Genomic DNA, 14,493 nt, shown 5'->3' with positions numbered 1-14,493 from the left:
CCCGTCAGCATGAAAAATTGGACGATCAAACAGCGAATCCTCGGCAGCTTTGCGGTCATCCTGATCCTGATGGCGGTCATGGCCGGAATCGCTTACACCAGGCTGGCCAAGATCGACGACGAGGCCACCAGCCTGCGCCAGGATTCCACGCCCGGCTTGTATTACAGCACCATGATCAACGCCGCCTGGTATGAAAACCTGCTGCTGGGCCAGCAGATCGCCCAGATCGACGACACCGAAGCGACGCGCCAGGCCGACATTGCGCTGTTGCGCGCCAATAGCGAGCGCCTCAACCATCTGCAGGAAGAATACGAAAAGACCATCTTCAGCCCCCGCGATCGCGCCTTGTTCGATCAGTTCAAGCAGGCTCGCATGGGATACCGTCAGATCCAGCAGGACATCCTGCGCATGGACTTGTCCAGCCCCAATGCCGCCGTCTACAAGATCATTTCCGATCAGCTGCGCCCGGCCTGGCGCACCGGTTATGTGCTGACGCAGAAGATGGTGGAGATAAACAAGACCATTTCCGATGATTCGGCGCACCGCATCACCGACGCCGTCACCCAGGCCAAGACCAGCATGCTGATCGCGGTCATCGCCGCGCTCGCGGCGGCAGTGGTATGCGGCTACTTCCTGCTGCGCGCGATCACCGGCCCGATGCAGCGCCTGATGGGCATCCTCGACGTGATGCGCGCCGGCGATTTTTCGCAACGGCTGTATTTCGAACGCCGCGACGAGTTTTCGCATCTGGCGGCAGGCTTCAATCGCATGACCGATGAACTCACCGCGCTGGTCGGCCAGGCGCAGAAATCCTCGGCGCAGGTGTCGACCTCGGTCACGGAAATCGCTGCAACGTCGCGCCAGCAACAGGCCACCGCCTCCGAGACGGCCGCCACGACCACCGAGATCGGCGTTACCTCGCGCGAAATTTTCGCCACGTCGCGCGACCTGGTGCGCACCATGAACGAAGTCTCGCTGGTGTCGGAGCAGGCGGCCACGCTGGCCGGCAGCGGCCAGAGCGGCCTGACGCGCATGGAAGACACCATGCAGGACGTCATGGAAGCGGCCGGCTCGGTCAGCGGCAAGCTGGCCATCCTCAACGAGAAGGCCGGCAACATCAACCAGGTCGTCACCACCATCACCAAGGTCGCCGACCAGACCAACCTGTTGTCGCTGAACGCTGCCATCGAAGCCGAAAAGGCCGGCGAATACGGCCGCGGCTTCTCGGTCGTGGCGACCGAAATCCGTCGCTTGGCCGACCAGACCGCCGTGGCCACGTACGACATCGAACTGATGGTCAAGGAAATCCAGTCCGCCGTCGCCGCCGGCGTCATGGGCATGGACAAGTTCTCCGACCAGGTCCGCCGCGGCATGGCCGAAGTGCAGCAGGTCGGCACCCAGCTGTCGCAGATCATCGCCCAGGTGCAGGCGCTGGCGCCGCGCTTCCAGGTGGTCAACGAAGGCATGCAGGCGCAAGCCAACAGCGCCGAGCAGATCAACCAGGCGCTGCTGCAGCTGAGCGAAGCAGCCCAGCAGACCGTCGAGTCGCTGCAGCAATCGAGCCAGGCCATCGACGAACTGAACCTGGTGTCGAACGGCCTGCGCAACGGCGTCTCGCGCTTCAAGGTATCGGCCTGAGCGGCCGGCCATGCTATTCCTGATTTTCCAGATCGGCAATGAGCGTTATGCGCTCGACGCCGCCCAGGTGGCGGTGGTGTTGCCGCCGGCGCCATGCAAACAGGTGCCCGAAGCGCCGCCCTGGGTGCGCGGCATCTTCAGCCACGAAGGCAGCAACGTGCCGGTGCTGGACGTGAGCATGCTGGCGCTCGGCACGCCTGCCGCCGCGCGCCTGAGCACGCGCATGGTGCTGGTCCGCTACACGCCTGAAGGGAAAACGCCGCAACTGCTGGGACTGATCGTCGAGCGCGCCACCGATACGCTGCGTTGCGAAGCGGCCGATTTCACCGGCTCGGGCCTGGCGCACGACAATGCACGCTACCTCGGCCCGGTCATGCGCCACGGCGACGGCCTGATCCAATGGATCAAGGTCGCCGACATGCTCGATGCCGAGGTGCAGGCCTTGCTGTTTCCCGAGGAGAGCCCGGCATGAGCGCCAATGCTTCGCCAATTGTCCATGCCCGCCATGTGGCGGTCGAGCCGATCGCCGCCATGCTCAAGCAGCACATGGGACTGGACATTGCGTCGGTAGGCCGCGCACTGATCGAGCGCGGCGTGCGCGAACGCATGCATGTGCTGGGTCTGGCCGACACGACCGGCTACCTGGACGTGCTGCAATCCGGCGTGGGCGAACTGCAGGAGCTCATCGAACTCGTGGTGGTGCCGGAGACCTGGTTCTTCCGCGACCGCGAAGCGATCCTCGCCGTCGCGCGCCTGGCCCGCGACAAAATAGTTCGTGCGCCCAACGCCACCGTCCGTATCCTGAGCCTGCCGTGTTCGACCGGCGAAGAACCGTATTCCATCGCGATGGCGCTGCTTGAGGCCGGCGTGCCGCCCGCGCAATTCCGCATTGACGGCGTCGACATCTGCCACCGTTCACTGGCCGCAGCGCAGCGGGCCGTCTATGGACGCAATTCGTTCCGCGGCAAACAGCTCGACTATCGCGAACGCCATTTCACCTACGATCACGAAGGCGCCGGCCAGTACGACCGGGCGCTGGCCGAGGATGTGCGGCAGCAGGTCGCTTTCCGCTTCGGCAACATGCTGGCTGCCGACTTCATGCTCAATGAGGCGCCTTACGATTTCATCTTCTGCCGCAACGTGCTGATCTACTTCGATCGCGAGGTGCAACTGCGGGCGGTGCAGGTGCTGGAGCGGCTGCTCGACCGCGACGGTTGCATTTTCGTCGGTCCGGCCGAGGCCGGGCTGCTGCTCAAGCCGCATATCGAATCCATCGGCATCCCGCTCAGTTTCGGTTTTCGCCGCAAGAAAGCGGGGGATCGCGCGGACCTGCCGCCGCCGACGATCGTGGCGGCAATTCCGCGCACGGTTGCGCCTGAACCTGCCCCGCCGTTGCGTGTCCAGCCTGTGCGGAGCGCACCGGTTGCACCGGTTGCACCGGTTCGTCAACGCCTTCCCGAAGCGGCGCCTGCCGTCGCTGCAAAGGAGGACCTGCTCGTGCAGGCGCGCGCCTGCGCCGACCGCGGCGAACTGGCGCAGGCCGAAGCGCTGTGCAAGCAGCAGTTGCATGCTGTCGGCCCGAATGCCGACGCTTACCATTTACAAGGCCTGATCAGCGATGCAAGGCAGGACGCCGTCGCCGCACGGCAGCTCTACCGGAAGGCAATCTACCTGCAGCCCGATCACCGCGAAGCCTTGCTCCACCTGGCCGCCTTGCTGGCGGCGCAGGGTGACGACGCTGGCGCGCGGCGTTTGCAGGAACGTGCTGAACGTGCTGTAAGTACGCCACTGAAGCAGGCCGATGAGGAGCGCTCGCATGTCTGATTTCGCCTCCTCGCCGGTCGTCGTGGAAATCGCCGTCGACGATTGCTGGAATCGCATCGGGGTACGCGGCGACAACAGCTGCGTCAAATTGAAAGAATATTTCCGCTGTCTCAATTGCCCGACCTTCGCCTCGGCCGCTTCGGCGCTGCTCGACCGGCCTGTGTTTGGCGACGATGCGAGCGCCGGCTTGTTTTCGCCGGCCGATGAAGGCGAGGCGCACGCGCGCGGTCGCGGCGATGCCACGGCATCGATGCTGGCGTTTCGCGTCGGCGCCGAATGGCTGTCGTTTCCGACCGCAGCCGTAGTCGAAGTGATCGAGGCGCGCGCGGTCCACAGTTTGCCGGGCCAGGCCAATCCTGCGGTGCTCGGGCTGACCAATATCCGCGGCGCGCTGAAGATCTGTGTGTCGCTTGCCCGCATGCTCGGCATGGCTGATGTCGCTTCAGTCAAAACTGCACAACGCCTGCTGGTGGTGGAACATGAACAGCAGGTGCTGGTGTTCCCGGTCGATGAAGTCGCCGGCGTCTATGGCTATGCAGCCGATGCCGTGCAGCCGCCGCCTTCGACCATGGCGCATGCCGGCATGACCTACACGCAATCACTGATCTCCTGGCGCGACCGGCAGCTCGGGCTACTCGACTGCAGTTTGCTGTTTTATGCCTTGAATCGGAGCCTGACATGAGTTCGCCCGATCTGCAGCAGATGACCATGCTGGAGTTGTTCCGGCACGAAGTGGAAAGCCAGGTGCAGGTGCTCAATGCCGGCCTGCTCGAACTCGAGCGCCACGCCGGGGACATCGATCCCGGGCAATTGGCCGAGCCGCTGGAAGCTTGCATGCGTGCAGCCCATTCGCTCAAGGGCGCGGCGCGCATCATCACGCTCAACGCCGGCGTCAACGTCGCGCACGTCATGGAAGATTGCTTCGTACTGGCGCAGCAGGGCAAGCTGAGCTTGCGGCGCAGGCAGATCGATGCCTTGTTCAAGGGCGTCGACTTGCTGGTGCGCATCGCCAATGCGCCGGGTGGCGACGAAACCTGGGGCGACAAGGAAGGCAAGCCCGAGATCGACGCTTTCATGCTGGCGCTCAGTGCGGCGATGACCGACGACAGTGAAGACCAGGCCGATGAGCTAGTCGATACCGCGCCGGTCGAGACGGCAGCGATCGACATCGCCATACCGGCGGCGGCACCAGCCGACTCCCGCGACGGCGCACATGCCGGCGGCGGCCGGTCGGTCCGCGTGTCCGCCGACAACCTCGACCGCCTGCTCAGCCTGAGCGGCGAATCACTGGTGGAATCGCGCCGCCTCAAGCCGTTTGCGGCGTCGATGCTGCGCGTCAAGCGCCTGCAGCGTGAAGCCGCGCAGGCGCTCGACATGCTGCAGCAAAAGATGGGCGCCGGCGGCGACGCCGCGCAAGTCGCGCTCAACGAAGTGCGCGCGCTGATGCTGCAATCGCAGCACATGGTCGGCGACCAGTTGGCAGAGCTGGAAATGTTCGACCGTCATTCCGTCAACCTGTCGCAGCGTCTCTACGAAGAGGCGCTGGCCTGCCGCATGCGGCCGTTCTCCGACGGCGCCGGGGCAGGCTCCGGCAACTATGCGCGCATGGTGCGCGACGTCGGCCATGCGCTGGGCAAATCGGTACGGCTGGACATTGTCGGCCACGCTACCCGGATCGACCGCGATATCCTGGAAAAACTCGATGCGCCGATCGGTCACCTGTTGCGCAACGCCGTTGACCATGGCATCGAATCGCCGCAGGAGCGCCTGCAGGCCGGCAAGCCGGAGCAGGGCCGCATCACGCTGGAGGCGCGCCACAGCGCCGGCATGCTGCAGGTCAACGTCAGCGACGACGGCGCCGGCATCGACATGGCGCAATTGAAGAAGGCCATCGTCGCACGCAGGCTGTCGACCGAGGACATCGTCGCGCGCCTGAGCGAAGCCGAGTTGCTGGAATTCCTGCTGCTGCCCGGCTTCAGCCTGCGCGACACGGTCACCGATATTTCCGGTCGCGGCGTCGGCCTCGACGTTGTCGCCGACATGCTCAAGCAGGTGCGCGGTACGGTGCGCATCGCCAGCACGGCCGGGCAGGGCACGCGCTTCCAGCTGCAATTGCCGCTGACGCTGTCGGTGATCCGCAGCTTGCTGGTCAGCATCGGCGGCGAGCCGTATGCGTTCCCGCTGGCTTACGTCAACCGCACGCTGGCGTTGCAGCGCGAAGAACTGGACATGCTCGAGGGTTACCAGCATTTCAGTTTCGAAGGGCGCCAGATCGGTCTCGTCAGCGCTCACCAGATCCTGCAAAAGGGAGAGTTGCGGGCAAAGGGCGAGTCGGTCATGGTGGTGGTCATCGGCGACAACGAGCACACGTATGGGCTGGCGGTGGATCGCTTCCTCGGTGAGCGCATGCTGGTGGTGCAGGCGCTCGACGCGCGCCTGGGCAAGATTCCCAACGTGCAGGCCGGCGCCCTGATGGAAGACGGCGCGCCGGTGCTGATCCTGGACGTCGCCGACATGCTGCGTTCGGTGGAAAAGCTCAGCCTCGCCGGCCAGCTCGAAAACGTCGGCCAGGCGACCGCTGAAGATACCGGCGTGGCGCGCAAGAAAGTACTGGTGGTGGATGATTCGCTGACGGTGCGCGAACTGGAGCGCAAGCTGTTGAGCAACCGCGGTTACCAGGTCACCGTTGCAGTCGACGGCATGGACGGCTGGAACGCCGTGCGCACCGAGCAGTTCGACCTCGTCATCACCGACATCGACATGCCGCGCATGGACGGTATCGAGCTCGTCACGCTGATTCGTCAGGCGTCGCACCTGCGCAGCCTGCCGGTGATGATCGTGTCGTACAAGGACCGTGAAGAAGATCGCCAGCGCGGGCTCGAAGCCGGCGCCGATCACTATTTCACCAAGAGCAGTTTCCATGACGAGACGCTGCTGCAGGCGGTGGTCGATCTGATCGGAGCGGCCTGATGAAGATCGCCATCGTCAACGACGTCCCCATGGTGGTCGAGATCCTGCGCCGCGTTCTGGCGGAGTGGCCCGAACACCAGTTGCTGTGGGTGGCGCAGGACGGCGCGCAGGCGGTTGAACTGTGCGCCTGGCAATTGCCGGACCTCATCCTGATGGATATCGTCATGCCGGGTGTGGACGGCGTCGAAGCCACGCGCCGCATCATGCAACAGACGCCGTGCCCGATCCTGATCGTCACGGCCGACATCGGCGCCTGCGCCGACAAGGTCTACCAGGCGCTCGGCCATGGCGCGCTCGATGCCGTCGATACCCCGGCGCTGTCGGGAAGCGACTGGCGCCAGGGTTCGGCTGTCCTGATGGAAAAGATATCCCGTATCGGCCGCATGGAACGCAAGCCGGTGCGATCGCCGGCCGCCCGCGTGAAGACCGAGCCGAAGACGACGCCATTGATGCCGGCGCTACCGATAGCATCCGACAAGCTCGTGGCGATCGGCGCCTCGGCCGGCGGGCCGGGCGCGCTGGCCACTATCCTGCGGCAACTGCCCGATGCTTTTCCGGCGGCCATCGTGATCGTGCAGCACATCGATCCTGGTTTCGCCGGCGGCATGGCGGGCTGGCTGGAGCAGCAGAGCGGGCTGAAGGTAAAAGTGGCGCAAGAGGGCGACCGTCCGCAATGCGGCACGGTGCTGATGGCCGGCACCAATCAGCATTTGCTGTTCAGGAATCGCGATAGCCTGGGCTACGTGCGGGAGTCGCCGGAAGATGTCTACCATCCTTCGATCGATGTGTTCTTCAACAGCGTGGTGCGGCAATGGCGCGGCCAGGCGGTGGGCGTTTTGCTGACCGGCATGGGGCGGGACGGCGCCGTCGGCCTGAAAGCCATGCGCGACGCGGGCTATCACACAATCGCCCAGGATCGCGAGAGCAGTTCTGTCTACGGCATGCCCAAGGCGGCTGCCGCGCTCGATGCCGCCACCGAAATCCTGCCGATAGCGAACATCGCCAAGGCGCTGGCCAGTCAATTTACATGATGCAAAGGAAAGACAACATGGAGTCCCCGACTCTTACCGGTAATGACAGTAACGACAGCGACCTCGGCATACGACTGCCGCCGGCCGACTACAAGATCATGGTGTTGCTGGTCGATGACCAGGCCATGGTCGGTGAAGCGATCCGACGCGCGTTGTTGACCGAATCCGACATCGATTTCCATTTCTGCCCGCGTGCCGAAGATGCTCTGGGCATCGCCGAAAAGACCCAGCCCACCGTGATCCTGCAGGATCTGGTGATGCCCGGCGTCGACGGCCTCACGCTGGTGAAACAGTACCGCAGCAATCCACTGACGATGGATATTCCCATCATCGTGCTGTCGAGCAAGGAAGACGCGCTGGTCAAGCGCGATGCCTTCGCCACCGGCGTCAACGATTACATGGTGAAGCTGCCGGACACGATCGAACTGATCGCGCGCATCCGCTACCACTCGCGCTCGTACAACAACCTGCTGCAACGCGACGCTGCCTACCGCGCCCTGCGCGAGAGCCAGCAGCAACTGCAGAAGAGCAATTTCGAGTTGCAGCGCCTGACCAACACTGACGGCCTGACCAGCATCGCCAACCGGCGTTATTTCGACGACTATCTGAACGCGGAATGGAAGCGCGCCAAGCGCGTGCAGCAAGAGATTTCGCTGCTGCTGATCGACGTCGACAATTTCAAGCTCTACAACGACAACTACGGCCACGTCGCCGGCGACCAGGTGCTCAAGAACGTGGCGCGCGCGATGGAAGCCAGCGCGGTGCGTTCCTCCGACCTCAGCGCTCGCTACGGCGGCGAAGAGTTCGCGGTCATCCTGCCGGGCACCGATGCCGAAGGTGCGCGCGCTGCGGGCGAGAAATTACGCGAGATGGTGGAAGCCCTGCACATCGGCCACGCGCATTCGATCACCAGTGAATGGGTGACGGTCAGCATCGGCGCGGCCACCGTGATTCCGAAGGAAGAGCAGACCCAGAGCGACCTGATCCGCTTGGCGGACAAGCGTCTCTACAAGGCCAAGCAGCGCGGCAAGAACCGCGTGATGGCGCAGGACGACTGAACTTGTTTTGACCGTCCTGCTTCGAGCACGAGAGTCGGTCAGGATGGATACTGTTCGCGCATCACGCGCTTGTTGAGCTTGCCGACGCTGGTGCGCGCCAGTTCCTTGACGAACTCGATGCGGTCCGGCACGCCGTATTTTGAAATCACGCCGTCGTCGGCTGCCGCCAGCACCAGCTTGCGGATGTCGTCGGCATCAATCTTGCCGGCCTGGCCGGCCTTGAGCACCACCAGCGCCACCGGGCGTTCGCCCCATTTCGCATCCTTCACGCCGATCACCGCAATCTCCGCCACGGCGGGATGGCGCGCGATGATTTCCTCGATCTCCAGGGACGACACCCATTCGCCGCCGGTCTTGATCACGTCCTTGATGCGATCGGTCACCTGCAGGTAGCCGCGCGCATCGATGTTGCCGATGTCCTGCGTGTGCAGCCAGCCGCCTTCCCACAGGCCTTGCGACGCCTCCGGATTGTGCAGGTAGCCTTGCGTGAGCCAAGGCGCGCGCACCACCACTTCGCCGGTGCTCTTGCCGTCGTGCGGGCAATCGTTCATGTCGGCGTCGACCGTGCGCAGCGCCACCAGCGGCAAGGGACGGCCGGTCTTCACGCGGGTGGCGACATCCTGTTCCGTGCCGAGTTCGGCGGTGGGCACGTGCGCCAGCGAGAGGATCGGGCAGGTCTCCGACATGCCGTAGCCGGTGAAGACGTCGATGCCGCGTTCGCGCGCCGTCTGTGCCAGCGCGCTGGTCATGGCGGAGCCGCCGATGATCATTTTCCACTTCGACAAGTCGACGTCTTTTGCGGCAGGCGCGCTCAGCACCATGTGCAGGATGGTCGGCACGCAATGCGAGAAGGTGACCTTCTCCGTATCGATCAGTTTGAGAATGGTGTCGGGCACGTAGCGGCCCGGATAAACCTGTTTTAGCCCGGCCATCGTGGCGACGTAGGGCAGGCCCCAGGCGTGCACATGGAACATCGGCGTCAGCGGCATGTAGACGTCGTCGCGATGCAGGCGGCCTTGCTGCGGCGCCAGCGCCAGGCCGGCGGTGACCGCCAGCGTGTGCAGCACCAGCTGGCGATGGCTGAAGTAGACGCCCTTGGGCAGGCCGGTGGTGCCGGTGGTGTAGAAGGTGGTGGCGCGCGCGTTCTCGTCGAAGTCAGGAAACTCGCAGGTCGGCGAGGCTTGCGCCAGCAGCTCTTCGTACTCGCCCGCGAAGCCGGGACCGCGCGGCGCCGGGGTGTCGTCGTCGGTGATCAGCACGCAACGCGTGAGCGTCTTGAGCTCGCCGCGGATTTGTTTGAGGATGGGCATGAAATCCGAATTCACCAGCAGCACGTCGGCCTGCGCATGGTTGAGCGTGTAGGCGATCTGCTCCGGCGACAGGCGCACGTTGACGGTCTGCAGCACGCAGCCGAGCATCGGCACGGCGAAGAAGCATTCGAGATAGCGGTGGCTGTCCCAGTCCATCACGGCAACGGTATTGCCGCGCTGCAGGCCGAGTTCGCGCAGCATGTTGCCGAGGCGCTGGATGCGCGTGTTGAGGTCGGCGTAAGTGTGGCGGCGCTGGTTGTCGATGCCGTAGACGATCTCCTGGTCGGGCGCGGTCGCCATGGAAGAGTGCAGCAATTGCTTGATCAGCAGCGGGTAGCCGTAAGCCTCCGGGGTGGTGTCGATGATATGGGCGCTCATGGGTCTCCTGTCGTTGTCATGGCGGCAAGCGAGCGCGCACGGAGCCCGATACAGGCAATATGCGCGGCTGCTTTTTCCGGAACGATGATGATAGCCCGATTTTCCGTCTCCGGGCCTGCCGGCGACGGCTTGCTGCGCCGTGGCAGCTTCACGCAGCAGCATTGGGAAATAGCAGCGTGAATCGGGTTTTACCCTGTGCGGACCGTACTGACACCTCGCCTTGATGGGCGCGCATGATGGCTTTTGTGATGGACAGCCCTAAACCGGCAGAATCGGAGTCCAGCTTGGTGCGTGCCTTGTCCGCCCGATAAAACCGGTCAAACAAATGAGGAAGATGCTCGGATGGTATCTCCGGACCATCGTTTTCGACATGCACGCTGATGTCCTTCTCTGACCTGTCAATCGATACCGCAATCACTCCTGCCGGCGGCGTGTAACGCATGGCGTTGGAAATCAGATTGCTCAATGCTCTGCGCACCATCAGGCGATCGCCCCGAATCGAGGCTTCCCCTGCAAGCCGCATCAGGACATTCTTTTCTTCTGCCAGCGCGTCGTAAAAATCGAATAGCTCAGAAATCTCTTCTTGCAGACTCAGTCGCTCATAGCTGGGCAAGGTAATACCGTTTTCTGTTTGCGCCAAGAACAGCATATCGGAAATGGTCCGGGCGAGTCGCTGTAACTCCTCGGCATTCGACGAAAGGATGTCGCGATAGGCTTCATTGGTGCGCTGCTGCGTCAGGACGACATCCGTCTGGGTCAGCAAGTTGGTAATGGGCGTGCGCAACTCGTGGGCGATATCAGTCGAAAAGTTCGTGATGCGATTGAAATCGCGCTGCAATCGTTCCAGCATGGCGTTGAGCTTGGCCGCGAGATCGGCAATTTCGATCGGCAGCATCTCGACGGACATGCGTTCGCCGAAGTTATGAGAAGAGACCGCTTGCACTTTGTCCGACATCGCGCGCAAGGGGGCTAGCCCACGGCGCGCCGCCCACCAGCTCAGGAGCACAACAATTAATACTGAACCCGCGATATAGACGACAAGGGTGGTCTGGAAATTGCGCATGAAATGATCATGGATCTCGGTGTCAACTGCCACAATGACTTGCAGTTCCCGAGCGCTTTGATCATCCTTCAAACGGGCTTTGATCGCCTGGAACTTCTGGTGCTGACCCACAGGCACCGCAAACGAACGACCAGGCATGGCGGATTGTGCAGCAGCGAGGATCGGCGCGGTAGCGTGGTTCAGTGTCGAATACAAGGCTTGTCCGCTCAGTGAACTGATGTGAACGTAAAAGCCCGGATGGTTGTGCAATGCCTCGCCAAAGGTCGAGGTAATGGCGTCTGCGCCTCGTTCATTCACCACCATGCGGATGAGCTGCAGTTCTTTTTCCAGCAGTTGCTCATCCTGATCGGTAAAGTGCTTGGCCACGGTCGAGATGATGAGCAGGCCCAGGCCGACCAGCACGGCTGTCGATGCCAAGGCGAACAAGGCAGTCAGGCGGACCGTCAGCGAGCGTTGACGGATCACGTGGCGCTCTCCGTGTGCTCAGGGACGTCCAGGATGTAGCCGACACCTCGAACAGTCAAAATCAACTTTTCGTCAAAACCATCATCGACTTTTGCCCGAAGGCGGCGAATCGCCACGTCAATGACATTGGTGTCGCTATTAAAGTTGATGTCCCAGATCTGGGAGGCGATCAGGGAGCGAGGCAAAACCTCTCCTCGGCGCCTGGCCAGGAACTCCAATAGCGCGAATTCCTTGTTCGTGAGCACCAGTTTGCGGCCACCCCGGCTTGCCGTGCGGCGCGGCAGGTCCAGCACGAGGTCGGCTACCGTCAGGCGGTCTTGCAAGACAGCACTACTCCCTCGACGCAGCAAGGTGCGCACCCGTGCCAACAGCTCGGAAAAAGCGAACGGTTTGACCAGATAGTCATCCGCGCCCATTTCCAGCCCCTTCACGCGGTCCGACACGCTATCGCGCGCCGTCAAAAATAGCACTGGGACCGTCTTTTGCGCTTCACGCAGAGACTGAACAATGCGCCAGCCGTCGACGTCGGGCAGCATCACATCAAGGACGACTAGGTCATAAGATTCCGTCATGGCCAGATGGTAGCCATCCAGGCCGTTTTTTGCCAGATCAACAACGAAGCCGGCTTCGCTGAGCCCGCGCTGGATGTATTCGCCGGTTTTCGGCTCATCCTCAACGACAAGAAGTTTCATATTAGCAATGAGTAGGGAGATGAGCACATGGTACGTGCAGTTGATGAGAATAACGAGATCATTACAGGAATGTAATGATCGGGTAATCCAACTGATCGCCGGCGCTCTTTATCATCAGCCGCATACATCCTCACCTCGGAGAAATCCATCCTATGTCGAACTCATCGTCCCCAATAAGCTCCCGCCGCCGTTTCGTGAGGGGACTGGCCGCCGGTGGCGTGCTGTTTGGGTTGTCCTCACGAGCGCTGCAAGCGGCCTCCCAGAACGTAGAGAAGCCGGCCCGTGGTCCAGCATCTCCCATTCTGACCGGAAACGTGTTCGACCTGGTGGTCGCGGAGTCGGTGGTCAATTTCACCGGAAAGCAAACCACCGCCACGACGATCAATGGCTCGCTGCCGGCGCCGACCTTACGTTGGAAAGAAGGCGAAATGGTCACTATCAACGTGACCAACAAGCTGCGGGAACACACGTCCATCCACTGGCACGGCATCATTCTGCCTTTCCAGATGGACGGTGTTCCGGGCATTAGCTTCGCGGGAATTGCTCCTGGAGAAACGTTCACGTACAAATTCAAGGTGAAGCAAAGCGGCACGTATTGGTATCACTCCCATTCCGGCATGCAAGAGCAAACCGGTATGTATGGCGCCATCGTCATCGATCCGATCGACAGTGGCAAGAAGCTGGCCGATCGTGAGCATGTTGTCCTGTTCTCGGATTGGATGGATGAAAACCCGATGTCAGTGCTTTCCAAGCTCAAGAAGCAAGGCGATTTTTACAATCTGAACAGATTGACTGCAGGTGACTTCGTTCGCGATGCACGCAAGGATGGTGTCAAAGCGGCCATGGACAACCGCGCGATGTGGAATGAGATGCGCATGAATCCGACCGACTTGGGAGACCTGTCGGCAGCCGTCTTGACTTACCTTGCCAACGGCGTTACCCCGGCAGGCAATTGGACCGCATTGTTCAAGCCTGGCGAGAAGGTTCGTCTGCGCTGCATCAACGGTTCCGGCAACACCTTCTATGACGTGCGGATTCCTGGCCTGAAGTTGAAAGTCATCCAGGTGGACGGCGTGAATCTTGAGCCGGTGAGCGTCGATGAATTCCGTTTCGGTCCCGGCGAGACATGCGATGTCGTCGTGGAACCCAAAGAAGAGGCCTATACGATATTTGCCCAGTCCATGGAGCGCACTGGTTATGCCATGGGAACGCTGGCCGCTCGTGCTGGGCTGACCGCTCCGGTACCGACCGTCGACAGGCCTGAATGGCTCAGTATGGACGACATGATGGGAGATATGTCTTCCATGGGTGGAATGGATCACAGTGCCATGGGTGGAATGAACCATGGCGCCATGGCCAATATGTCGTCGATGAACATGGGAACTATGTCCAACATGGACTCCATGGACAGCATGGACGCCACGACGGCGGGGTCATCTATGGGGGGCGGTTCGCAAGCCATGCAAGGCATGGACCATAGCCAGCATCAGATGGCCCCCGGCAATCCGCTAAAGGTCCCGAGCAAGAAGGCGCGCCACGCCAGCACAGAGTACGGTGCCAGTACGGACTCCAAGGTCGACAGCGCCCGCACCAACCTGGATGATCCCGGCGTTGGCTTGCGCAACAACGGACGCCGTGTACTGACGCTGGCTGACATGCACACCATCGGTGGTCCCTTGGACGATCGCGGACCAGAACGAGAAGTCGAGCTTCACCTGACCGGTAATATGGAGCGCTACGCCTGGTCTCTCGATGGCTTGGAGTTTGGCAAGTCCACGCCTGTGCATTTCCGCTACGGCGAACGCTTGCGCGTCATCCTGCACAACGACACGATGATGACCCATCCCATGCACTTGCACGGCCTATGGAGCGAACTGGAAACGCCGAACGGCGATTTCCTCGCTCGTCGCCACACCATCCCGGTGCAACCGGCGCAGCGCATCAGTTTCCTGGTCACGGCGGACGCCTTGGGCCGCTGGGCGTGGCATTGCCACCTCATGTATCACATGGACATGGGCATGTTCCGCGAAGTCGTCGTCAGCTAACCAGGATCTGCACTGAAAG

The 14,493-nt window shown here is 62.2% G+C and carries 11 protein-coding genes; 8 read left to right on the top strand and 3 right to left on the bottom strand.

Annotation, left to right across the window (positions count from 1 at the left end; all coding sequences use genetic code 11):
• The first annotated feature begins 9 nt into the window (after positions 1-9).
• Genes DXT88_RS15790 through DXT88_RS15760 form a run of 7 tightly spaced genes read left to right on the top strand, consistent with a single transcriptional unit; the run spans position 10 to position 8,521 of the window.
• Positions 10-1,638 (top strand): methyl-accepting chemotaxis protein, encoded by a 1,629-nt coding sequence (locus tag DXT88_RS15790; protein ID WP_265214881.1) that lies wholly within the window; start codon positions 10-12, stop codon positions 1,636-1,638.
• Positions 1,639-1,648: 10 nt separating this feature from the next.
• Positions 1,649-2,110 carry a chemotaxis protein CheW gene (locus DXT88_RS15785; protein WP_265214879.1) on the top strand — a complete coding sequence of 154 codons (462 nt, stop codon included), beginning with the start codon at positions 1,649-1,651 and terminating at the stop codon, positions 2,108-2,110.
• Positions 2,107-3,462 (top strand): CheR family methyltransferase, encoded by a 1,356-nt coding sequence (locus DXT88_RS15780; protein WP_265214877.1) that lies wholly within the window; start codon positions 2,107-2,109, stop codon positions 3,460-3,462. The genes DXT88_RS15785 and DXT88_RS15780 overlap by 4 nt, the downstream gene beginning before the upstream one ends.
• Complete coding sequence (locus DXT88_RS15775; protein ID WP_016836507.1) at positions 3,455-4,144, top strand: chemotaxis protein CheW; 690 nt, start codon at positions 3,455-3,457, stop codon at positions 4,142-4,144. The genes DXT88_RS15780 and DXT88_RS15775 overlap by 8 nt, the downstream gene beginning before the upstream one ends.
• A complete protein-coding gene (locus tag DXT88_RS15770; protein ID WP_265214872.1) occupies positions 4,141-6,432 on the top strand; it encodes a hybrid sensor histidine kinase/response regulator in 2,292 nt (763 codons plus the stop codon). The genes DXT88_RS15775 and DXT88_RS15770 overlap by 4 nt, the downstream gene beginning before the upstream one ends.
• Positions 6,432-7,463 (top strand): chemotaxis response regulator protein-glutamate methylesterase, encoded by a 1,032-nt coding sequence (gene cheB, locus DXT88_RS15765; protein WP_265214870.1) that lies wholly within the window; start codon positions 6,432-6,434, stop codon positions 7,461-7,463. The genes DXT88_RS15770 and cheB overlap by 1 nt, the downstream gene beginning before the upstream one ends.
• Before the next feature lie 17 nt (positions 7,464-7,480).
• Positions 7,481-8,521 carry a diguanylate cyclase gene (locus DXT88_RS15760; protein ID WP_321161117.1) on the top strand — a complete coding sequence of 347 codons (1,041 nt, stop codon included), beginning with the start codon at positions 7,481-7,483 and terminating at the stop codon, positions 8,519-8,521.
• A gap of 38 nt (positions 8,522-8,559) precedes the next feature.
• Here the strand turns inward: DXT88_RS15760 and DXT88_RS15755 are convergent, their stop codons facing one another.
• From DXT88_RS15755 to DXT88_RS15745, 3 genes are all read right to left on the bottom strand, one after another.
• Positions 8,560-10,209 (bottom strand): fatty acid--CoA ligase, encoded by a 1,650-nt coding sequence (locus tag DXT88_RS15755; protein WP_265214869.1) that lies wholly within the window; start codon positions 10,207-10,209, stop codon positions 8,560-8,562.
• Between the two features lie 148 nt (positions 10,210-10,357).
• A complete protein-coding gene (locus DXT88_RS15750) occupies positions 10,358-11,737 on the bottom strand; it encodes a heavy metal sensor histidine kinase (RefSeq protein WP_265214868.1) in 1,380 nt (459 codons plus the stop codon).
• Complete coding sequence (locus DXT88_RS15745; RefSeq protein ID WP_265214867.1) at positions 11,734-12,429, bottom strand: heavy metal response regulator transcription factor; 696 nt, start codon at positions 12,427-12,429, stop codon at positions 11,734-11,736. Before DXT88_RS15745 ends, DXT88_RS15750 begins: the two co-directional genes overlap by 4 nt.
• 152 nt (positions 12,430-12,581) lie before the next feature.
• On the opposite strand from DXT88_RS15745, the gene DXT88_RS15740 reads away from it, so the two are divergent.
• Positions 12,582-14,474, top strand: a complete 1,893-nt coding sequence (locus DXT88_RS15740; RefSeq protein ID WP_265214865.1) for a copper resistance system multicopper oxidase — start codon at positions 12,582-12,584, stop codon at positions 14,472-14,474.
• Positions 14,475-14,493: the final 19 nt, after the last annotated feature.

It is taken from the genome of Herbaspirillum lusitanum, from assembly GCF_026127345.1.
GTDB classification, from domain to species: Bacteria; Pseudomonadota; Gammaproteobacteria; order Burkholderiales; family Burkholderiaceae_D; genus Herbaspirillum; species Herbaspirillum lusitanum.
The sequence above is the reverse complement of the archived record's forward strand: the minus strand, read 5'-3'. Positions and strand labels throughout refer to the sequence as shown.